The organism is Rhodanobacter sp. sgz306013 (assembly GCF_057031145.1).
Window position 1 is genome coordinate 1,065,081 of record NZ_JBXCIJ010000001.1, and the last position, 20,665, is coordinate 1,085,745.

Sequence of the window (20,665 nt, forward strand, 5' to 3'; positions counted from 1 at the left end):
GGCCTGCCTGCACCGGCCGGTCAGGCTGCTATCTCTTGTCCTCGCCGCGTGGGGCAAACGCGACAGGCGTACTGCGCGCGATGTCGGCGGCGAGCCAGATGCCGAGCTTGCGGCCAAGGTAGGCCTGCCGGTAGAGGGGAGCGACGCGGTACTGGTGGTTCGCATCACCGCTGATGATCCATCCCGCGGGGTGCACGTGCGCCCAGGCGACAACGGCGGCGTCATCGCTGGTCTGGTCGATCGGTTGCGTCAACCTGCCGGCAAAGGTGAACAGGCCGTACTGCGTGCCGGCGTACAACAGCGGAATGCCGGCATGTTGCGCCGTGGCAATGCGTGCCGCCACGGTACGCATGTCGTACCTGGGCGCCAGGCTGATCGCGAAAGCCAGCTTGCACAGGGTCAGCGTGGCGAGAACGCCCATGGTGGCGAGGCTGACCGGAGGCGCCTGCCCGTGGCGCCGGAGATACAGCATTCCAAGGATCGCCATCACCGCTCCAAGCAGGCCGGTCTCCAGGCCGGTGGCCGGGGCCAGTCTGTCCATGCCGATAGCCATGGTCGTGCCCGTCGCGATCAGCACGAGCCCGAGCCGCCAACCCGCCACCCGCCAGCGTCCTGCACCGAACCGGGACCCCGCGATTAGCGCCAGCGGCGGCAGGATCGGCAGCAGGTAATGCGGTTGCTTGCCGCTGACCAGGCTGAGGACGATGAAGCTGGGGATGAACGCCACTGCCGCGAAACGCATGGTGGCGGCGTCGGCCGCCGTCGCACATGCCGTATTCGCGTCCCGCGTGATGGCCAGCGACCAGGGCAGCAGCATCGCCGGCAGGATCGGCAGGTACCACCACCAGGGATGAGGGTGGGCAAAGCTGTGCACCACGCGTCCCATCGTCTGGCGCAGGAAGATGGCGTCCGCATAGGCCGGACCCCCCGCGCGTGCGGCGGGTATGGCCCATGCAAGCGCCATCGCGATGGCCAGGATGAACGCGCCGGACAGGTACAGGTAGAACGCCGGCATCCGTGTGCGCGCTTCCGGCACCCAGAGCGGCGCGAGCAGGGCAGGCAGGCCGCCCACCAGCAGGGCGACCGGGCCCTTGACGAGGATGCCGGCGCCTAGCGCCAAGGCCAGCAGCACGCCGCCGGCCAGCCGGTTCCGGCCTGCGAGCATCGCAGTGAACCGCCATGCTGCCAGGGTGCACAACGCCAGCAGCATGTCGAACATCACGGCGTCGGCGTAAAGGGCCACAGCTGCGCAACCCAGCCAGAGCCACGCGGCCGCCTGCAGGCTGCTGCGGTCCAGTCCGAGCCGTCGCCCAAGCGAGGCGAGCAGTGGCAGGGTGGCCGCCGCAATCAGCAGTTCGAGCAGGCGCGCGACCCAGGCATGCACTCCGGCAAGCGACCACGCCAGGTTGATCAGCCAGAACAGCAACGGCGCCTTTTCCGGATACGGCAGCCCGTCCAGTCGCGGCACCAGCCATTGCCCGCTGACATGCATGTTCCAGGCCGCCGCGAGATAGCGGGTCTCGTCGACAGCAAGCGGATGCAGCAAGAACACCGGTGGCAGCAACAGCACCAGGCCGACCAGCCACGACGCCCACCCGGTGGCAACCGATCGGGTGATTGCGGCAAATCCTGGCATCAAGCTTCCGGGCAGGCTTCGTTGCCGTGGAAGGCGGCCGCAGTCGCCAGCTTCAGCCAGTCGGCCGCCATGGCGGCAACATCCGCCGCACCCATGTCGCGGGTATCGATCGCCGCGTTGCTCCCCCCGTACGGGCCATACTTCGCCGAGCTGGAGGTCGAAAACAGCCCCAGGGTCGGCGTACCGGTGGCCGCGGCCAGGTGCATCACGCCACAGTCGGCGCTGATGAAGGCGTCCAGGTTGGCGATCATCGCCGCGAGGCGGCGCGGGTCGCGCGTGTAGTACGAGGCAAGGCACTCGTCGAGCTGGCTCTCGCCGTGCTCGGCCAGCAGATTGACAATGCGCACGTCCGGCTGACGTGCCCTCAGACCTTCGATGAATTGCCCCCACCAGTCGGCGCAATAGCGCTTCGCCCCCGTGGCGTTGGCGAATACGCCGACCACGATGCGTCGGCAGGGCGCCTGCCCGGCGTCGCCGAGTACGGCTTCGAGCACCTCGCGGCCCTGCTCCCTCTCCTCCTTCTGCAGTCGCAGATTGAGCAGCGGGTATGGCCGCGACACTTGCCCCGCGTAGGCGGTGCGAAGCAGGAACACGCTGCGCTCCGCCAGATGTTCCGGACGGGGAAAGTCCTGCCATGCGGAGGCCATGGGCCCCGATTCATCCGGATAGCCCAGCTTGAAACGAGCCTTCGCGATGGCCAGCAGCAAGCGCCCCGACTGGGAATCGACGCAGGCATCGATGGCCAGGTCGTAGCTGTCGCGCCGCAGCTGCCGCAGCAGTTTCACCGTCGTCCAGAGATGGCGGGCGATTTTCCGGGGCAGGCCGTAGACCCGGCGCACGTGGAAGCGCTCGGCGAATAGCTGCTCGCCGACGTCGCCACCGCTGACTACGTCGATTTCCGCGCCCGGGTAGAGCGCCTCGATCTCCGCCAGCAACGGGCTGATCAGCACGGTATTGCCGAGGCGGTGGTTGGGGCGGCATACCAGCACGCGGTGGATGCCGCGAACCGGCAACTGGCCGGGCTTGCACAGCTGCCGGTCGGTGAGGTCGAGCAGTCGACGGAAGCAGGCCGCCACCAGGCGACGGCGCAACCGGTCCCGGCGTCGCGCGGGGGCCGGGGTGGATGCTTGCGGCAGAGCGATTGGGTGCATTGAGGCGATGCCCGGTGAGTAACTTGAGTACGAGGTTCGTGCGTGCTGCCTGCCTGTCTGCGCAGAGACTTCAGGCACTGCGGTTCACTTTCGCTTCGGACGCCCGTCGATCCGCCGCTGCTGCGACGACGGCTTGTTGCGGCGGGGTTTGCGACATCCATTCGCCGTTTTTCGCAGCGCGCCACTCCAGCCATTCGCTGAGCACGAGCAGCAGCCATACCGCGCGGGCGTGATCGGCCTTGCGCGCACGGTGCTCGGCCAGCAACTCCAGCGCCGCGCGTTGGCTCAAGCCCGCTTCGGCCAGTGCGCCGCCGGCGAGGCACGACTGCGCCCAATCGTGCAGGGGCCCCCGCAGCCAGGCCGACAGCGGCACCGAAAGCCCGCGCTTGCGCCGGTGCGTCACTGCGCGCGGCAGGTAGAGTCGCGCGTATTCCTTGAGGAAGACCTTGGTCGTCAGCCCGTGCACGCGAGCCTGTTCGGGCAGCGCGGCAGCGAATTCGATCACCGTGGAATCCAGGTAGGGGGCACGGATCTCGACGCCATGCAGCATGCCGCCGCGATCGGCCTTGGCCAGCAGCGCCTCCGGCAGGGCCTGGGCGAAATCGTGCTGCTGCACGGCGTCGAGCAGCGGCAAGGCAGCGGCAGCCCCCGCCTCCCATGCCGGCGGCTCGACGCCCAGCCGGTGCAGCCATTCCGGCGTGATGTGCGACATCCACAAGCGGTGCCGCGCCAGGCCGTCCAGTTCCTCGCCACGGACAAAGCGCTTGAGCAGATAGGACAGCGTGATCTTGCGGTCGCTGGGGGGCAGGCGTTCGATCGCGCGGCGCAGCACGCCGCGCAGGCCCGCGGGCAGTCGCGCGTAGCGCCCGGCGAACTGCGTACCGAGGTAGGTGGGATAACCACCGAACAGTTCGTCCGCGCCCTCGCCGGCGAGCAGCACGCGCACGTCCCTGGCGGCGCGGCGCGTCACTTGCGCCAGCGGCAGCCAGGCCGGGTCGGCCAGCGGTTCGCCGGTCGTCGCCACCAGCTCGCGCAGCGTCGGCGGGATGTCGTCCGCGGTGACCGTCACCGGCACGAAGGGACAGCCCAGTCGGGCGGCGATGCGTTCGGCGTCGCGCCCTTCGTCGAAGGACGCCTCGGCGAAACGGATGCAGTACGCCGGCAGTTCCCGCGCCGGGCGCAGGCTGCGCGCCACCGCGGCGATCAGCGCGGAATCCAGTCCGCCGCTGAGCAGCACGCCGAAGGGCACCTCGATCTCGCTCTGCCGGTGCACCGCCTCGCGCAGCACGTGGTCGAAGGAAGGCGGCGTGGGCACTGCGGCCGTGGCGGCCCGCTGCGGGAACCGCCAGTAGCGTCGGTGGCGCGTCTCGCCCTGTTCGAACACGATCATTTCGCCCGGCTGCAGCTTGCGGTAGCCGCCCAGCAGGCACTGCGGCGCGGGGCAGTAGCCAGACTGCAGGAAGTGGGCGAGCGCCGTGCGGTCGAGCTGCGCGTCGGCGCCCGCGGCCTGCGCCAGCGCGGCCAGCTCCGAGGCGAACAGCACCGCGCGGTCGGCCACGGTGTAGTACAGGTGGCGTTCGCCGGCACGGTCACGGGCCAGGATCAGCCGTTGCCGGCGCGCATCCCACAGCGCCAGCGCGAACACGCCCTGCAGGTGTTCCACGAAGGCCAGGCCCTTTTCCTGATACAGCGGCGCGATGACCGCGACGTCGGTGCTGAACGGCACCTCGTGGCCGCACTGGACCAGGAAATGGCGCAATTCGCGATGGTTGTCGATCTCGCCGTTGCAGGCGACCACGATGCCGTCCGGGTATTCGATCAGCGGCGGCTGCGCTTCGTCCACGCCGCGGATCGCCAGCCGGTTCGCCGCCATCGCCATGCCGTTGCGCGTCGCCAGCGCGCTGCCGTCCGGGCCACGATGCGCCATCTGCTGGAGCATGCGGCGAACCGGCCCTTCCAGCACGGGTGCCGGCTGGTCTGCATTCCGGGTCACGATGCCGCAGATCCCACACATGATGAGGCGTGCTCCTTGGTTACGGTGACGCGGCTCAGCCGCTGGCCAGGATCAGCGCGCCGCGGCGCCACGTGCCCATGCGCGCAGAACCGTGCAGCCCGCACCGGTTGAGCGCGGTCTCGATCGCTGCGGGCGGTATCGCCGGGTCCAGCGCCAGCAGCGCGGGGCTGTTCTGGCGCAGCACGCCGCACAATGCGCTGGCGGCCTGCGGCCGGTTCCATGCCATGCCGTAGATGGGCCTGTCCAGGTAGAGGCGCAGGCCCCAGGGCGTCTTTTCCTCGATGTCGTAGTCCAGGGCGGTGTTCTCGACAAACACGACTGAGCTGTAGGCACGGCCCTGCGCCTGGGCGGCGAGCTGACGCGCAGCGAGGCGATTGTCCGCGGCGGGATGCGCGACCCATCCTGCGCCGGCCTTGATCGCCAGCAGAGCGACGATCCACAGGCCCAGGGCCAGCCGCTGGCCGGTGCTATCCAAGGCGACGTGCCGGCGCAAGGCCAGGGCCAGCAGCAGGGACAACGGCTGGAACAGCGGCAATACGTACAAGGGCAGCCGCGACTGCACCAGGCAGAACACCAGCAAGGGCAACAACAACCACAGCAACAGGAAAAGTTCGGGTCCGTAAGGCCGGTTACGGGCCTCGCGCCAGTCCGCGGCCAGCACCGTGCGCACCTTGCGGCCCAGCAGCATCGGCCACCATGGCAGCGAGCCCAGCAACAGTGTCGGCGCATAGACCACGAACCAGCCGAAGGGGCCCGGGTGCCGCCGTTGCACCGCGGTGAACATGCGGTCGTACACCTCGCGGTGCAGGAAGTAATGCAGCAGCCACGGATAGCGCTGCATCGCCAACACGTACCAGGTGCTGCCGACGAGCAGGAAGACGATCAACCCGGCCGGATGGAACAGGCGGCCCAGCCCGCGCCAGCCGTCACGGCGCAGCACGAACGGCAGAATCGCCAGCAACGGGATCAGGCCGGGCGGTCCCTTGGTCAGGAAGGCAAGGCCGAAGCCCAGCCACATCAGCAGGATCCAGCGACGCCCGTAGGCGGGACCGCTGCCGAAGGCCGCGCGCAGGAAGCCGAGCATGGCCAGCGCTTCGAACAGGCCCAGGAACACGTCGGTACTGACGATGTTCGCGGTGAAGAACGGGAAGGGCGCACAGGCGTAGATCAGCGCGGGCAGCCATGGCCGCTCCGGCACCAGCACGAGGCCCATGCCATACAGCAGCAGCAAGGTTGCGGCGAAAGCCAGCGCGTAGGGCGCGCGTGCGGCCCAGGCGTTGCTGCCGAAGGCCTTGAGCGAGGCGGCGATCGTCCAGTAGGTCAGCGGCGGCTTGGAGAAGTTCAGCCGGTCGGCGCTGTAGGCCGGGGCCAGCCAATTGCCCGAGTCGAGCATCTGCACGGCGCCGCCGACGTAGCGGCCCTCGTCCGGGCTCCACAATCCGCGCGTCCCCTGGAAGGCGAAACCCAGCAGCAAGCCGAGCACCAGGATCGCGAGCAATGACCGTCGCGCCACGATCCGCACGCCGTGGCGGATGGCTTGCGTGGGATGCTGGCTGTTGTCGGGCATGCTTGGCATCCGTATGTTCAGCGGCGACTGCCGCGACGGGACAGCAGTTGCAGGTTGCGCAGGAAGATCAGCAGGGTGGTCGCTTCGCCGGCGATGAAGACCGGCTCGCCGCGATGGATGGCGTAGCTCAGCAGGATCGTCCCGCCGAGCGCGCTGAGGTACCAGAACACCGTCGGCACCAGGCTGCGTCCGTGCGCCTCGCTGTACAGCCACTGCACCAGGAAGCGGGCACCGAACAGCCCCTGGGCGAGGAAGCCCGCGCCGATCCAGCAGGCCTGGCTTTCGGCCGGGGTCAGCACGGGCTTGCTCCGGCGGCGCGCGCCTCACGCCGGCGCAACTGCAGGTTGCGCAGATAGATCAGCAGGCCGCCGCCCTGGCCGGCGATGAACACCGGGTCGCGCAGGTGGATCGCGTAGCCGAGCAGCAGGGCCGCGCCGACAAGGCTGGCGTACCAGAACACCAGCGGGATCGCGCTGTACCCGCGCCGTTCGCTGTACACCCACTGCAGCACGAAGCGCGAGGTGAACACGACCTGGCCGATCACGCCGACCAGCAGCCAGCCAGGCGCGTGCGACGCGAGCAGGGCGTCGACAGGCCCGGCACTCATGCCGGGTCTCCCGCGTGGCGGGCGTGTTCCGCAAGCACCTTGTGCAGCGAGCGGTCCACCACGCCAGGCAGTGCCGCAATGGTCCGCACAAGCAAGTTGTCAGGAAAGCCGGGGTGGACCTCGGTCGCATCCTGCGCGCGGATCTCCGCGCGCAACTCGGCCAGCAGCGGCTGCACACCTTCGAGGATGCAGGGAGAGGCATCGGCGGCAGGGAAGCGGGACGACATCGCATGGCTCGGCTGGTAACCAAGCCTCCCTAAGCGACATTCGTGCCAATGATAAAAATCACTGATTTCAAAAGAAAAAGAGCATTGCCGCAACGACATCGGAGGCCTTCGATCCTTGCAGTGCGCAAGAATCGTCTGCACGAATGGTAGGAATCCGTGGCCTCGCCGGTATCAGTGCCCAGGCGATTCGGGGCAGGCGTCTGTCGGCGGATTGCTTCCGGGCGGCCACGGCAGCCACAAGGCGACATGCACTTCAGGGGTGAGGAAGCAGGTCGAGACGTAGCCGATCGCCCCCGGCGTGGTTGCCACGAAGCGCACCACCGCCTGCTGCGAGGCCAGCACGTAGGGCGGGCTCACACCCTGGAAGTACTGGCGGTTCCAGTAGTCCTGCAGCCGGCTGTCCGGCATCCGGATCAAGCTGCGCGTGAACGCCTCGCGCAATGGCGAATCGGGCGGCAGGTTGACCGGGATCAGCCGGCGGCCTTCGCCGTCGACGAAGATCTTCTTTAGGTAGATGTTGCGCAAGGTTTCCCGGCTCAGCTCAAGCCGAGGAGCGGACCCGCCGGTGATGACCGCGATGCGCGGCGGCGTCGCGGCGGCCCCGTGGCCGGCAGCGATCAGCCCGGCCAGCACGAGCAGCAGGCGTCGGCGCACCCCCGTCATGTAAGAGCCTGTTGATGATCTCCGCATGACCCGCGCCGGGAGCTGTTTGCGCGCAGGCCAAGGAAGAACGAAGGCACGCGGGGAGAGTCCATGGATGGACTCGGCCTTCCTCGCTCCCTAAAGCCAAGCACATCCATGTGCTCTTTCCGCGTGGAGGAGCGACGAGTGGACGTCCGTCCACGACTGAGTAATAACGCAGGCATGTGGGCAAACAGACCCGGCCCTTCGGGTTGCCTTGCCGTGGCCGCCATGCGGCAGCGCGCGGCTTGACCTGCCAGCCAGGCAGGCGCTGCGCCACGCGCCACCACCTGGCGGGCACGGCAAAGCAACGCGGGCCATGTGGAGGTCATGAACAGGCTCTCAAAACAGCACCGCAACCGAAGCCAGCCAGCCGGCGGGGGCGAGCTGCAGGTTGTGATTGCCTTCGCGGCGTTCCAGCTTGAGCACCACGCCTGCAACCGGCCGGTAGTTGAAACCCAGCGTGCGCAGCGTGGTGACCTGCGCCGGCACCGCGCTGCGGTAGCGCTCGAAACGGCCGACCGCGTACAGGCGCTGCCACAGCGGCACCTCGACCTCCATGAAGCCGCCTTGTTCGTCCGCCTGGCCGGGCGGGCCGCCGCGGCGGCGGATGAGCTCGCCGGTCATCTCGAGGTAACGGCCCGACCAGCTGAAGTCGACGCCCGCAAGTCGGTATTGCTGCCTGGGTTGCTGCAATTGGTAGTCAAGCAGCGACAGGCCGATGCCCAGGCGGTCGCCGAGAAGGTGGTAGAAGACCCTGGCACCCACGGCCTGACGAAAACCGTTGCGGAGGCTTCTGTCTGCGCCATAGGCATTGTAGGCGTTGTCCTCGTCCTGGCCGATATTCAGATGCGCGCTGTCGTCGACATACAGCCAGTAATCGAGATCGTCGCCGTGCAACGACGTGGTGCCGTACATCATCGCGCCCGCGGCGTGGCGGGCGAACGCGGCCGACGTCGTCAGCGGCCGCGACACGGTCCAGGTCAGCGGGTCGGCGTGCACCAGGTTCCACTCCCCGACCGGCGTGAGGAACTTGCCGAAGCGGAAGTTGATCGTCTGGTCGAGGTGGTAATCCAGGTACAGGCGCTCGATGTCGACTTCGGAGTTGCTGGAACTGGCATGCCTCCCCGATATGTCCAGTGCGTTGCCGAGGTCCAGCTCGGCGAATGCCTGCCAGCGCGGGCCGAGGTCCTTGGTCAGGAACAGGCTGATGTCCCGGAAGCTGTAGGTGGGGCGCCGGTTCTCGATGTCGTAGAAGTGAAGGTCGGCGTAGCCGCCCACACGCAGTCCCTGTTGCGGGAAGTACAGGCCCTCGCCCAGCGTGTACGGCACCGGCTGCCAGCCGAGGTCCTGCGCGGCGCCGGGACGCGGGATTCCCGCCAGGCAGAGCAGGACGGCCAGCAGCGCGAGCGCACGGCAACGTGGAAGGGGGAAGGGGATGGGCCAACTCATCAGAGTGCCTCGGGCCGGACAGGTGAAGAAAGGCCGCCGCAGCGGGTGATGCGGCGTCGTGCCGGCGCGGCCCGGGGGCGGATGCGTCGCGACAGCACGGCGGATTCTGCGTCAGGACGCCGCCCTCGCGCAAAACCGCGCTTGCCGTCGGCGTGCCGGTTCGACCACACTCGCGCGTCGAAAGGGCGGCCGCCCGCGAGCCTTCCATGACCAAGCACCTACCCGCCACCGGCGATGGATCCGTGCAGTGACCATCCGGTCTGCCTTGTCGCGCCTGCTGTTCTGGATGCTGCTCGGCACCACGGTGGTGGTCGGCGCGCTGTCGTTCTTTGAATTCCGGCGCGCGCTGCAGTCGGAAATCGCGGCGAACCTGCAGTTCGGCGCCAGCACGGTGATGCAGCGCATCGACACCTTCATGTTCTCGCACGTGGAGAACATGCGCGTCTGGCGCGGGCTCGAAGTGATGCAGGACATCCGCGTCAACGATGTCGACAAGCGCCTTTCGCATTCCCTGTCCGACCTGCACGTGGGGCAGGGGGTGGTTTACCGGACGCTGCTGTGTACCGACAACGGCGGTCGCATCGTCGCCGCCAGCGACCCCGCATTGATCGGTCGCATGGCGCCGACCGCTTCGGTCTGGCGATCCATCCCCGGTGCCACGCTGGGCAACGTGGCGATCGCTCCGATCTACGGTCGGCAGGACGGCGTCGCCATGCTGCGCACGCCGATCACGAACGCCTTCGGCAGTGGCGACATCGGCTACCTCTACGTGCTGCTCGACTGGAACGCCGTGCAGAGCCTGCTTGACCAGGCCGTCGGCGACGGGCCACGCGGCCTGTTGCTGCTGGATCGCGACGGCCATGCGATCGCCGCCTCGCGCAACCTGCGCAGCCGGCTCGACCTGCCGCACCTGCGCCTGGGAGACTGGGTGTTGCCGCATGCCGGCGCGACCTCGTACATCCACGGCGGCGCTGCGCTGGGCTATCGCACGCTGCTGGTCGGCGTCGCCGCTTCCAGCGGTTACCAGCAGTTCCCGGGACTGGGCTGGCGCATCGTGATGGTCGAGCCCACGTCGGTCTCGTTCGGTCCGATATGGCGCCTGCTGTGGGCGATGCTGGCGGTGCTGTTGCTGACCCTGGGGGCCGGCGTGTGGATCTCCTCGCGGCTGGCCGGTCGCATCGCGCAGCCGATTGTCGCGCTGACCGATTTCGCACGCCGCTTCCGCCAGGGCGAGAGCACGCTGCCGGCGGTGCCACCGAGCACGATCTCCGAAGTCGGCGAGCTGCATCACGCCTACGTGGAGATGATCGAGGCGCTGCACCGCTCGCGCGAGCAGATCGTGCGGGCGGGCAAGCTGGCGGTCGTCGGCGAGATGGCCGCGATCATGGCGCACGAGGTGCGTACGCCGATGGGGATCCTGCGCAGCTCGGCTCAACTGCTGCAGCGGCAGCCGCATCTCGGCGAAAAAGAGCACGAGCTGATCGGCTTCATCCTCAGCGAAAGCGAACGCCTGAACCGGCTGGTGACCATGCTGCTGGAGTGCGCGCGACCCACTCCGCCGGATTTCCGGCCGCATGACCTGCAGGCGATCATCGACAGCGTGATCAGCCTGCTCGGCTCGCGTGCGGAACAGGCCGGCGTCCTGTTGAGCAGGGAATTTCCGGACGAGAGCGCGGTGTTCGACTGCGACCGCGAGCAGATGATGCAGGTGTTGCTGAACCTCGTGCTCAACGCGTTGTCCTTCGTGCCGGCCGGAGGGCGCATCGTGGTGAGCACGGCACGCACCGCCAGGGAGCTGCGCATCGTCGTGGCGGACAGCGGCCCCGGTGTGCCAGAAGAGCTGCGGCAGCGGATTTTCGATCCGTTCTTCAGCCGGCGCGAAGGCGGCATCGGCCTGGGGTTGACCATCGTGCAGCAGATCGTCCACGTGCACGGCGGCGAAATCGAGGTAGGCGAGAGCATTTGGGGTGGTGCGGCCTTCGTGCTGCGCTTCGGCACGCAAAAGGCAGCGGTCAGATGAACGCGAAGCGGATCCTGGTAGTCGACAACGAGGCGAAGATGCGGCGCATCCTCGAGTTGTCGCTGAGCCACATGGGGCATGAGGTGCTGCAGGCAGGCGAGGGCGCGGAAGCGCTGGCCTTGCTCGAACGCGAGGCCTGCGACCTCGTGCTGACCGATTTGCGCATGCCGCGCATGGATGGCATCGAGCTTCTCAAGGCATTGCGCGCGCGTGGCGACGAAGTGCCGGTGATCGTGCTGACCGCCTACGGCACGATCGAGACCGCAGTGCGCGCGATGAAACTTGGCGCCGCCGACTACATCATCCGCCCGTTCGAGATGGAAACCCTCGAGCTGGCGGTGACGCGCGTGCTGGAGATGCAGGCGGTACAGCGCGAAAACCGCTTTCTGCGGGACGAGCTTTCGAGGGGATGGGGCGAATTCATCGGTGTCAGCGCCAGCATGCAGGCGCTGTACCGCCTGCTGCAGCAGGTAGCGCCGACGCGCAGCAGCGTACTCATCGTCGGCGAAACCGGCACCGGCAAGGAACTGGTGGCGCGTGCGCTGCACCAGGCCTCCGGGCGCAGCGGCCTGTTCGTGCCGATCAATTGCGCGGCGATTCCCGCTGACCTGCTGGAAAGCGAGCTGTTCGGCCATGCCAAGGGCGCCTTCACCGGCGCGCTGACCGACCGCATGGGCAAGTGCGAGCTGTCCAGCGGGGGCACGCTGTTCCTGGACGAGATCACGGAGATGCCGCCGCCGCTTCAGGCCAAGCTGCTGCGGGTGCTCCAGGGCGGCAGCATCGAGCGGCTGGGCAGCAACGTGCCCACCACCGTGGACCTGCGCGTGGTGGCCGCTGCCAACCGTGATCCGCAACAGGCAGTCGAGGAAGGCCGGCTGCGCCGCGACCTCTATTTCCGCCTCAATGTCGTGCGGGTCGATGTGCCGCTGCTGCGCGACCGCCACGGCGACATACCGTTGCTGGCCGCACATTTCCTGCACAAATACGCGCGCGAGCTCGGTCGCCGGGTGCCCCGGCTGTCGGCGCAGGCGCTGCAGTGCCTGGAGCGTTACGCGTGGCCGGGCAACGTGCGCGAACTGGAGAACCTGATCGAACGCGCCATGGTCCTGTGCCATGACGACGAGATTGGCCCGGGATACTTTCCGGCAGAGGTCTCGCGGGCGCCCTCGACCATCGCATCCGCCGGAGCCACGACGGCATCCGGCGCCGGCGCAACGGTCCCGCTGTCGATGAAACAGCAGGTCGAGACGCTCGAGCGCCAGCTGGTCGCCGCCGCGCTTGCACGCAGCGACGGCAACAAGGCTGCCGCCGCCAGGCTGCTGGAAATCAGCGAGCGTGCGCTCTGGTACAAGCTCAAGCGCTACGGACTGTAGGTGAGGCGGCATGCTCGGGTGGGTGGCGCCCCGCCCCCTGTGGTTGCCGTATGGCAGCGCTCAGACCCCCCAGGATTCCGCAGGCGCCGTGCCGCCGCCACGGTCATGCATGCCTGCGCCAGCGGCTATTGGGCGCACCAGCAGGGATCGGAGGCCGGCGAAGTGATCGCAGGTCTGGCCAAACCGGGGCGACTGGAGTACAAATGTACTCCATGTCCGACCTCAGTTCACGCCGCGCCGCCATCCTCACCTTCATCCGCGAGCGGGTGACGGAGCAGGGGCAGCCGCCGTCCCTCGCCGAGATTGCCGAGGCTGGCGGCCTGGCCTCGCGCGGGGCGGCCCGCAAGCACGTGCTGGCGCTGGCCGAGGCGGGATTGATCGAGGTGGCGCCGGGGCAGGCGCGTGGCATTCGTCCGTCCGGTTCGCGCACCGCGATGCTGCAGGTGCCGGTGCTGGGCCGGGTGGCGGCCGGCCCGCCGATCGGCGCCGATGCCGGGCTGGTCGACACGCTGTCGCTCGACGCGCGGCTGTTCTCCACGCGACCGGACTATCTCCTGCGCGTGCAGGGCGATTCGATGATCGGGGACGGCATCCTCGACGGCGACCTGGTCGGCGTGCGCCGCACGCCCGAGGCCCGCGACGGCCAGCTCGTGGTGGCCCGGCTCGAAGGCGAACTGACGATCAAGCGGCTGGCCCGCGGCAGGGGCGGGATCCGGCTGCTGCCACGCAACCCGGCCTATGCGCCGATCGAGGTGCGGCGCGGCCAGGACTTCGCCATCGAGGGCGTGTTCTGCGGCCTGGTCCGCCGGGGGTGACATGGGCGCGGTGGTGGCGATCGATGCATTGCTGCAGCCGCAGCGGGTCTGGCGTGGCCGGCCGGCTGCGCCGCCCGCCGGTGCGCAGCCTACCGGCCATGCCGGCCTGGACGCGGTGCTGCCCAGCGGCGGCTGGCCCGAGGCCGCGCTCAGCGAGTTGCTGATCCCGGCCGACGGTGTCGGCGAGCTGCAACTGCTGTGGCCGACCCTGGCGCGCCTGTCGCAGGCGGGCGAGCGCATCGTGCTGGTCGCACCGCCGTACCTGCCGTTCGCGCCGGCGTGGCGGCAGGCCGGGGTGGATCTCAGCCGCTTGCAGGTCGTGCGCGCAGGGGCATCGCGCGATGCGTTGTGGGCGACCGAGCAGTGCCTGCGCTCGGGCAGCTGTGGTGCCGTGCTGTGCTGGCCGCTGGATGCCGACGACCGCGCGCTGCGGCGGCTGCAGGTCGCGGCTGCGTCGGGGCGTACGCTGGCGTTCGCGACGCGGCCGCTGGCCACAGCCGTGCATCCTTCGCCGGCCGCGCTGCGCATCGCCATCGACGCCGCGCCGGCGCAATGGCGCGTACTCAAATGCCGCGGCGGGGCGGCGCCGGCGCAGCCGGTCCCGCGGGCGGGATGAGCCGTGCGCTGGGCCTGCATCCTGTTGCCACACCTCGCGCTGGATGGCGTGCTTCGCCGCTGCGCGGATCCGGACGCGCCCCGCGTGCTGGTGGGCGGATCGGCGCAACGACGCATGCTCCACGCGGTCAATCCCGCGGCGCGGACACTGGGCCTGCGTCGCGGCATGGCGTTGACCGCGGCGCAGGCGCTGGCCCGTGGCTTCGCGACGGATGCCTATCGACCCGAGGAAGAGGGGCGCTGGCACCGTTTTCTTGCAGCCTGGGCCTACGGCTACAGCTCGCAGGTCAGCCTGCAGTTCCCGCACGCGCTGATACTGGAAATCCAGGGCAGCCTGGGCTTGTTCGGGCCCTGGCCGCGCTTCGAGGCGCGCTTGCGCGAAGAGCTGGCGGCGCTCGGTTTCCGGCACCGCATCGTCGCCGCGCCCAACCCGGTGGCCGCGCGCGTGCTGGCCAACCAGCACGACGGGCTGGCCATCGAAGGCGATGCGCCGATGCGGCGCGCGCTCGGGCAGTTGCCGATCCAGCGCGCCGGCTTCGCGCCGGACGTGGTCACCGCTTTCGCGCGCATGGGCCTGCGCACGCTGCGCCAGGTGTGGGCGTTGCCGCGCGATGGCCTGGCGCGACGGTTTCCGGCCGAGGTGCTGCGCCACCTCGATGCGATGCTGGCCGAGCGCGAGCTGGCGCTGGAAAGTTATCGCCCGCCCGATCGTTTTGACCTGCGGATCGAGCTCGGCCATGAAGCCGAATCGTCCCAGGCGCTGCTGTTCCCGCTGAAGCGGCTGATCGCGGACCTCGCCGCCTTCCTGGCCGGGCGCGACGGCGGCGTGCAGCGTTTCGACCTGCTGCTGGAGCACGACCGCGGCGCCCGCGCCCGGGTGCCGGTGGGCCTGCTCACGCCCGAGCGCGATGCGGCGCTGCTGTTCGAACTCGCCCGCGGCCGGCTGGAGCAAGTGCAACTGGCGGCGCCGGTCCGCGCCATCGCGCTCGGCGCCGCCGAGCTGCCGCCGTTCGCGCCGGTGCATCGCGAGCTGTTCGACCCGCGTCCGCAGCAGGCGACGCCATGGGAGCAACTGCGTGAACGGCTGCGCGCGCGCCTGGGCGAAGACACCGTGCACGGCGTGCAGCAGTATGCCGACCATCGCCCCGAGTGCGCCTCGCTCAGCCCGCTGGACACGCCGGCGTGGCGCGAGGCCTCATCGGCTGGCGTCGCACCTGGCCCACGCCCTGGCTGGCTGCTGGCGAAACCGATCCCGCTGCGCGGGGCGGCCCCGCATCTCCTCGCCGGTCCCGAGCGCATCGAGAGTGGCTGGTGGGACGGCGGCGACGTGCGCCGCGACTACTATCTGGCGCGGCTGGCGAGCGGGCAGGGCGCCTGGGTGTTCCGGCCGGTCGGCGGCGGCGGCTTCATGCTGCACGGCTGGTTCGCGTGAGCTACGCCGAGCTGCACTGCCTGTCGAACTTCAGCTTCCAGCGCGGGGCTTCGAGCGCGCACGAGCTGTTCGAACGCGCGCAGCACCATGGCTACGAGGCGCTGGCGATCACCGACGAATGCACGCTGGCCGGCGTCGTGCGCGCCTGGCAGGCCGCGAAGGCGGTGGGTCTGCCACTGGTCGTGGGCAGCGAGGTGCGGATCGACGGTGGCCCGAAACTGGTGCTGCTGGTGGAGCACATCGAAGGTTACCGGGTGCTGTGCCGGCTCATCACCGAAGCACGCCGGCGCGCGGCCAAGGGCGCCTACCGGCTGCTGCGGGAGGATTTTCCGGACACGACCGACGGCCTGTTTGCGCTGTGGCTGCCGGACGATCCGGACGACGCACGGGAAGGGGAGTGGCTGCATGCGTGCTTCCCGCAGCGGCTGTGGATCGCCGCGGAACTGCACCGCGGCCCGGACGACGCGGCACGGCTGGCACGGTTGCAGGCCCTGGGCCGCTCGCTGCAGTTGCCGCTGGTCGCCACCGGCGACGTGCACATGCATGCGCGCGGACGCCGCGCACTGCAGGACGTGATGACGGCGATCCGGCATCACGTCACCGTGGCCGAGGCCGGCGCGCGGCTGTTTCCCAACGGCGAGCGCCACCTGCGGCCGCTGGCCGCGCTCGCGGAACTGTACCCGCCGGAGCTGCTCGCCGAGTCCGTGCGCATCGCCCGGCGCTGCACGTTCGATCTTGGCCAGCTGCGCTACCGGTATCCGCGCGAACTGGTACCCGACGGGCAGACGCCGGCCTCGTGGCTGCGTGCATTGACCGAACGGGGCCTGCACTGGCGCTGGCCGGGCGGCATCCCGGCGAAGGCGCGCCACCTGGTCGAGAAGGAGCTGGCGCTGATCGGCCAGCTCGGCTACGAGAGCTACTTCCTCACCGTGCACGACATCGTGCGCCATGCCCGCAGCCGGGGCATCCTCTGCCAGGGACGCGGCTCGGCCGCGAACTCGGTGGTCTGCTACGCGCTGGGCATCACCGAGATCGATCCCGACCGCATCGGCATGCTGTTCGAGCGCTTCGTCTCGAAGGAGCGCAACGAGCCGCCCGACATCGACGTCGATTTCGAGCACGAGCGGCGCGAGGAAGTCATCCAGTACGTATTCGCGCGCTACGGCCGCCATCGGGCGGCGATCACCGCGGTGGCCAGCACCTACCACGGCACCGGTGCCGTGCGCGACGTGGCCCGCGTGCTGGGGCTGCCGCCCGACCAGGTGGATGCGCTGGCCCGCTGCTTCGGGCACTGGAGCGATGCGCTGCCGCCCGCCTCGCAGCTGCGCGAGCAGGGCTTCGATCCGGACAGCCCGCTGCTGCACCGGGTGCTGGTGCTGACCGCGCAACTGATCGGTTTTCCGCGCCACCTGTCGCAGCATCCGGGCGGCTTCGTGATCTCCGAGCAGCCGCTGCACGAGCTGGTGCCGGTGGAGAACGCCAGCATGGAAGGCCGCACCGTGGTGCAGTGGGACAAGGACGACCTCGATGCAGTGGGCCTGCTCAAGGTCGACATCCTGGCGCTGGGCATGCTGAGCGCCTTGCGTCGCTGCCTCGCCCTGGTCGAGCGCCACCATGGACGGGCGCTGACACTGGCGACCATCCCGCCGGAGGATCCCGACACCTACACCATGATCGCCAAGGCCGACACCGTCGGCGTGTTCCAGATCGAGTCACGGGCGCAGATGGCGATGCTGCCGCGGCTCAGGCCGCGCAACTTCTACGACCTGGTGATCGAGGTGGCGATCGTGCGGCCGGGCCCGATCCAGGGCGACATGGTGCACCCCTACCTGCGCCGGCGCACCGGCGAGGAGCCGGTGAGCTATCCCTCGGAGGCGCTGCGCAAGGTGTTCGAGCGCACGCTTGGCGTGCCGCTGTTCCAGGAACAGGTGATGCAACTGGCGGTGGTGGCGGCCGGCTACACGGAGGGCGAGTCGGACGACCTGCGCCGCTCGATGGCGGCGTGGAAGCGCCATGGCGGCCTGGAGCACCACCGCGACAAGCTGACCCGGGGCATGCTGGAGCGAGGCTACTCGGCCGACTTCGCCGCGCGCATCTTCGAGCAGATCAAGGGCTTCGGCAGCTACGGCTTCCCGGAATCGCACGCGGCCAGCTTCGCGCTGCTCACCTACGCCAGCTGCTGGCTCAAGCGTCATTACCCGGCCGCCTTCACCTGCGCGCTGATCAACAGCCAGCCGATGGGTTTCTACAGCCCCGACCAGTTGTTGCAGGACGTGCGTCGCCATGGCGTAGCGGTGCTGCCGGCCGACGTGCGCCACAGCGACTGGGACTGCACGCTGGAACCGGACCGGCGCGGCGGCCACGCCTTGCGCATGGGCCTGCGCATGGTGCGCGGATTAGCCGAGGACGACGCACGACGCATCGAGCAGGTTAGGGCGGCGAAGCCGTTCGTCGGCATCGACGACTTGTGCGAGCGGGCCATGCTAGCCCCTCGTGCACGCGAGCGCCTGGCCGATGCCGGCAGCTTGCGCGGGTTGGCCGGGCATCGGCATCGGGCGCGTTGGGCGGTGGCGGGTGTGGAGGAACAACGTCCCCTGTTTGGTGCGGCCACGCAACCACGTGAGCAGCCAGTGGTCTTGCCGCTGCCTGGTCTCGGCGAGGATCTCCAGGCGGACTACGCCACGCTAGGCACCACGCTGGGGCGCCACCCCATGGCCCTGCTGCGCGCGCAACTGCGGGCGCGGCGCTGCCGCAGTTCGAAGGAGTTGGCGGACATCCCACCAGGGCGCCACATCGTCGCGGCCGGCCTGGTGGTCGGCCGCCAGCGCCCGCAAACCGCCAGCGGTGTCACCTTCGTCACGCTGGAGGACGAACACGGCATGATCAACGTGGTGGTCTGGCGCCAGCTGGCCGAGCGGCAACGCCGCCCCTTCCTGGAATCGCGCTTGCTGATGGTGGAAGGCATGCTGGAAGCCGAGAGCGGCGTGCGCCACCTGATCGCCCGGCGCCTGCACGACCTGACGCCGTTGCTGAGCAGCCTGGATGTGCGAAGCCGGGATTTCCGGTGATGCACCCGCATCACGCGTCCTGGCGAGCGCACGCTCCCCTGCATCGGGCAGCAGGCAGGAACGCGGGCGACCAGGAGGTCGCCCAGGCCACGCCATCCGATCGGTGATTGCCCGGCTTCGGCGCCGCAGCCTTTGCTGCAGATGAAGTCACGGACGCGGACGCGGCGTTTCCGCTCCGCTCGGAGGAAGGATCGGCAAGGTCACCCTGGGCTGGTCGCCGTCAAGCGCCGCCAGGAAGCGGACGATCTTTGCCACGTCGTCGTCGCTCAACTTGGCACCCAGCTGGCTGCTTCCCATGATTGCCACGGCCTGATGCAGGCTCCACACCTTTCCGGAATGGAAATACGGCGGGGTGAGCGTCACGTTGCGCAAGGAAGGAACGCGGAACACGTACTCGTCGCTGGCGGTCTTGGTGACGGCGAAGCGCCCCTTGTCTCCGGGTGGCAGCACGTCGGCGCCCGGGCGTTCAACGACGCCGAACGGCGCATACATCTGGCCGCCCACGTTGATGCCGCTGTGGCAGGCCGCGCACCCCTTGTTGATGAACAAGGCGAGGCCGGCCTTCTGGTCGGCGTCGAGCGCGCCTTCGTTGCCCTTCAGGTAGCGGTCGAAGGGCGCGTTTGGCGTGATCAGCGTCGCTTCGAAGAGCGCGATGGCCTTGCGTACGTTGTCGAACGTGATCGCGTCATGGGTACCGGGAAACGCCTTGGCGAAATAGGCAGCGTAGCCCGGTATGCCTTTGAGCTGCTCCACCACGTGTGACTCGGTGGTGTCCATCTCCACCGGGTTCACCAGCGGGCCGCCCGCCTGCTGCTCCAGGTCCCTGGCTCGGCCGTCCCAGAATTGCGCAACGTCGAAAACCGCGTTGTAGACCGTAGGCGCGTTGCGGCCCCCGTGCTGCCAGCGGTGACCGAGGGAGGTCTGCTGCAGGTCGACGCCGCCCATGCCGATCATGTGGCAGGAATTGCAGCTGATCGCATGGCTCTCGGACAGCCGCGGATCGAAATAAAGCATCTTGCCGAGCTCGATCTTTGCCGACGTGGCCGGGTTGCCGGGCAGCGAGGGCGGCGTGTCGGGCAGCGGCTTGAACAGCCCCTGCGCCTGCTTCATCAGCGCCGACTGTGACCACGCCGCGGAACAGGCCAGGTAAACCATCGCCGCGGGCAACAAGGTTTTCGCTCGACGAAACATAAGAAGGCCTCCTCAATCGCTCCTGGCAAAGTTCCCTGCTTACTTCAGACGGGATGGCCGCAGCCGGGCCATCGGGCGATGCCCATGGTTTGCCCTCGAGGGACAGGCATGTTGATCTGCGTCAACAACCATCCAGCCATCGGGCACGGTCCGTCCCCGTGCGGTGGGTGCAGCGACCATCGAGGTGCTTGACGGAGATCAAGGCGGGCGCGTCTGGCTGGTCGACCATCGGGCGACGGTTCGTTGGCACCCACACGTGCAGGAGGAAGTCGCCATGCGTATGCAACACGTATTCGTTTTGAGCCTGGGATTGGCGGTGATCGGCGCCATGCCGGCCCTGGCCTACCAGGGACGTGGCGCCGGTGGACAGGGGCAGCGCGGGCAGGCGCAGCCACCGGCGGGCGCCATGCGGGGAATGACCCAGCAGGACCGCCTGCGCGACCGCGACCAGGTCTACGGCTGGCAATTGATGACGCCCGCGGAAAGGTCCGAATACAGGATGAAGATGCGCAGCCTGAAGACGGTCCAGGAACGCGAGGCCTTGCGCAGCCAGCACCACGAGGAGATGCAGAAGCGCGCCCAGCAGCGCGGCGTGACGCTGCCCGACATGCCGCGCCAGAACCGCGGCGGCGCCGGCATGCAGCAGCGTATGCAGCAGCGCAACCAGAACCAGGCGCCGCAGATCCAGCAGCAGCGCATCCGGCAGCAACAACAGCAACAGCAACAGCAGTCGCAAGGGCAGGGACAGTAGCCTTCCCACGCACCGGCCGCCAGCAAGGCGGCCGGTGCAGGGATGCTCTGGCGGGCGGCATTCGC

General features: G+C 69.1%; 17 protein-coding genes. 7 read left to right on the top strand and 10 right to left on the bottom strand.

The window, feature by feature from the left end:
* Nucleotides 1–28 precede the first annotated feature (28 nt).
* The 9 genes from AC2EWF_RS04800 to AC2EWF_RS04840 all read right to left on the bottom strand — a co-directional run bounded on the left by AC2EWF_RS04800 (nt 29) and on the right by AC2EWF_RS04840 (nt 9,335).
* On the bottom strand, nt 29–1,636 hold the full coding sequence (locus tag AC2EWF_RS04800) for an ArnT family glycosyltransferase (RefSeq protein WP_483638196.1): 1,608 nt from the start codon (nt 1,634–1,636) through the stop codon (nt 29–31).
* Nucleotides 1,636–2,727, bottom strand: coding sequence for a glycosyltransferase family 9 protein (locus AC2EWF_RS04805; protein WP_483638197.1), 1,092 nt, complete (start codon nt 2,725–2,727; stop codon nt 1,636–1,638). Before AC2EWF_RS04805 ends, AC2EWF_RS04800 begins: the two co-directional genes overlap by 1 nt.
* A 130-nt stretch (nt 2,728–2,857) precedes the next feature.
* Entirely contained in the window at nt 2,858–4,801 is a 1,944-nt protein-coding gene (gene asnB / locus AC2EWF_RS04810; protein WP_483638198.1) for an asparagine synthase (glutamine-hydrolyzing), read from the bottom strand.
* A 34-nt stretch (nt 4,802–4,835) separates the two neighbouring features.
* Nucleotides 4,836–6,368 (bottom strand): ArnT family glycosyltransferase, encoded by a 1,533-nt coding sequence (locus AC2EWF_RS04815; RefSeq protein ID WP_483638199.1) that lies wholly within the window; start codon nt 6,366–6,368, stop codon nt 4,836–4,838.
* A 17-nt stretch (nt 6,369–6,385) separates the two neighbouring features.
* Nucleotides 6,386–6,667: a lipid-A-disaccharide synthase N-terminal domain-containing protein gene (locus tag AC2EWF_RS04820; protein WP_483638200.1), complete on the bottom strand. Its 282-nt coding sequence runs from the start codon at nt 6,665–6,667 to the stop codon at nt 6,386–6,388.
* A complete protein-coding gene (locus AC2EWF_RS04825; RefSeq protein ID WP_483638201.1) occupies nt 6,661–6,975 on the bottom strand; it encodes a lipid-A-disaccharide synthase N-terminal domain-containing protein in 315 nt (104 codons plus the stop codon). The genes AC2EWF_RS04820 and AC2EWF_RS04825 overlap by 7 nt, the downstream gene beginning before the upstream one ends.
* A complete protein-coding gene (locus AC2EWF_RS04830; protein WP_483638202.1) occupies nt 6,972–7,343 on the bottom strand; it encodes a hypothetical protein in 372 nt (123 codons plus the stop codon). The genes AC2EWF_RS04825 and AC2EWF_RS04830 overlap by 4 nt, the downstream gene beginning before the upstream one ends.
* Nucleotides 7,344–7,373: 30 nt before the next feature.
* A complete protein-coding gene (locus AC2EWF_RS04835) occupies nt 7,374–7,865 on the bottom strand; it encodes a type 2 periplasmic-binding domain-containing protein (protein WP_483638203.1) in 492 nt (163 codons plus the stop codon).
* Between the two features lie 360 nt (nt 7,866–8,225).
* Complete coding sequence (locus AC2EWF_RS04840) at nt 8,226–9,335, bottom strand: porin (protein WP_483638204.1); 1,110 nt, start codon at nt 9,333–9,335, stop codon at nt 8,226–8,228.
* Nucleotides 9,336–9,582: 247 nt separating this feature from the next.
* Between AC2EWF_RS04840 and AC2EWF_RS04845 the strand changes: the two genes are divergently transcribed.
* From AC2EWF_RS04845 to AC2EWF_RS04870, 6 genes are all read left to right on the top strand, one after another.
* On the top strand, nt 9,583–11,355 hold the full coding sequence (locus AC2EWF_RS04845; protein WP_483638205.1) for an ATP-binding protein: 1,773 nt from the start codon (nt 9,583–9,585) through the stop codon (nt 11,353–11,355).
* Nucleotides 11,352–12,728 carry a sigma-54-dependent transcriptional regulator gene (locus tag AC2EWF_RS04850; protein ID WP_483638206.1) on the top strand — a complete coding sequence of 459 codons (1,377 nt, stop codon included), beginning with the start codon at nt 11,352–11,354 and terminating at the stop codon, nt 12,726–12,728. Before AC2EWF_RS04845 ends, AC2EWF_RS04850 begins: the two co-directional genes overlap by 4 nt.
* Before the next feature lie 212 nt (nt 12,729–12,940).
* Nucleotides 12,941–13,543 (top strand): transcriptional repressor LexA, encoded by a 603-nt coding sequence (gene lexA, locus AC2EWF_RS04855; protein ID WP_483638263.1) that lies wholly within the window; start codon nt 12,941–12,943, stop codon nt 13,541–13,543.
* A gap of 1 nt (nt 13,544) precedes the next feature.
* The gene (gene imuA, locus AC2EWF_RS04860; protein ID WP_483638207.1) at nt 13,545–14,159 is read left to right on the top strand and encodes a translesion DNA synthesis-associated protein ImuA; all 615 of its coding nucleotides are present in this window, start codon (nt 13,545–13,547) and stop codon (nt 14,157–14,159) included.
* Between the two features lie 3 nt (nt 14,160–14,162).
* Nucleotides 14,163–15,590, top strand: a complete 1,428-nt coding sequence (locus AC2EWF_RS04865; RefSeq protein WP_483638208.1) for a Y-family DNA polymerase — start codon at nt 14,163–14,165, stop codon at nt 15,588–15,590.
* A complete protein-coding gene (locus AC2EWF_RS04870; RefSeq protein ID WP_483638264.1) occupies nt 15,533–18,658 on the top strand; it encodes an error-prone DNA polymerase in 3,126 nt (1,041 codons plus the stop codon). Before AC2EWF_RS04865 ends, AC2EWF_RS04870 begins: the two co-directional genes overlap by 58 nt.
* A gap of 147 nt (nt 18,659–18,805) precedes the next feature.
* Here the strand turns inward: AC2EWF_RS04870 and AC2EWF_RS04875 are convergent, their stop codons facing one another.
* Complete coding sequence (locus tag AC2EWF_RS04875; RefSeq protein WP_483638209.1) at nt 18,806–19,849, bottom strand: cytochrome-c peroxidase; 1,044 nt, start codon at nt 19,847–19,849, stop codon at nt 18,806–18,808.
* A gap of 274 nt (nt 19,850–20,123) precedes the next feature.
* On the opposite strand from AC2EWF_RS04875, the gene AC2EWF_RS04880 reads away from it, so the two are divergent.
* Nucleotides 20,124–20,600 carry a hypothetical protein gene (locus AC2EWF_RS04880; RefSeq protein ID WP_483638210.1) on the top strand — a complete coding sequence of 159 codons (477 nt, stop codon included), beginning with the start codon at nt 20,124–20,126 and terminating at the stop codon, nt 20,598–20,600.
* Nucleotides 20,601–20,665: the final 65 nt, after the last annotated feature.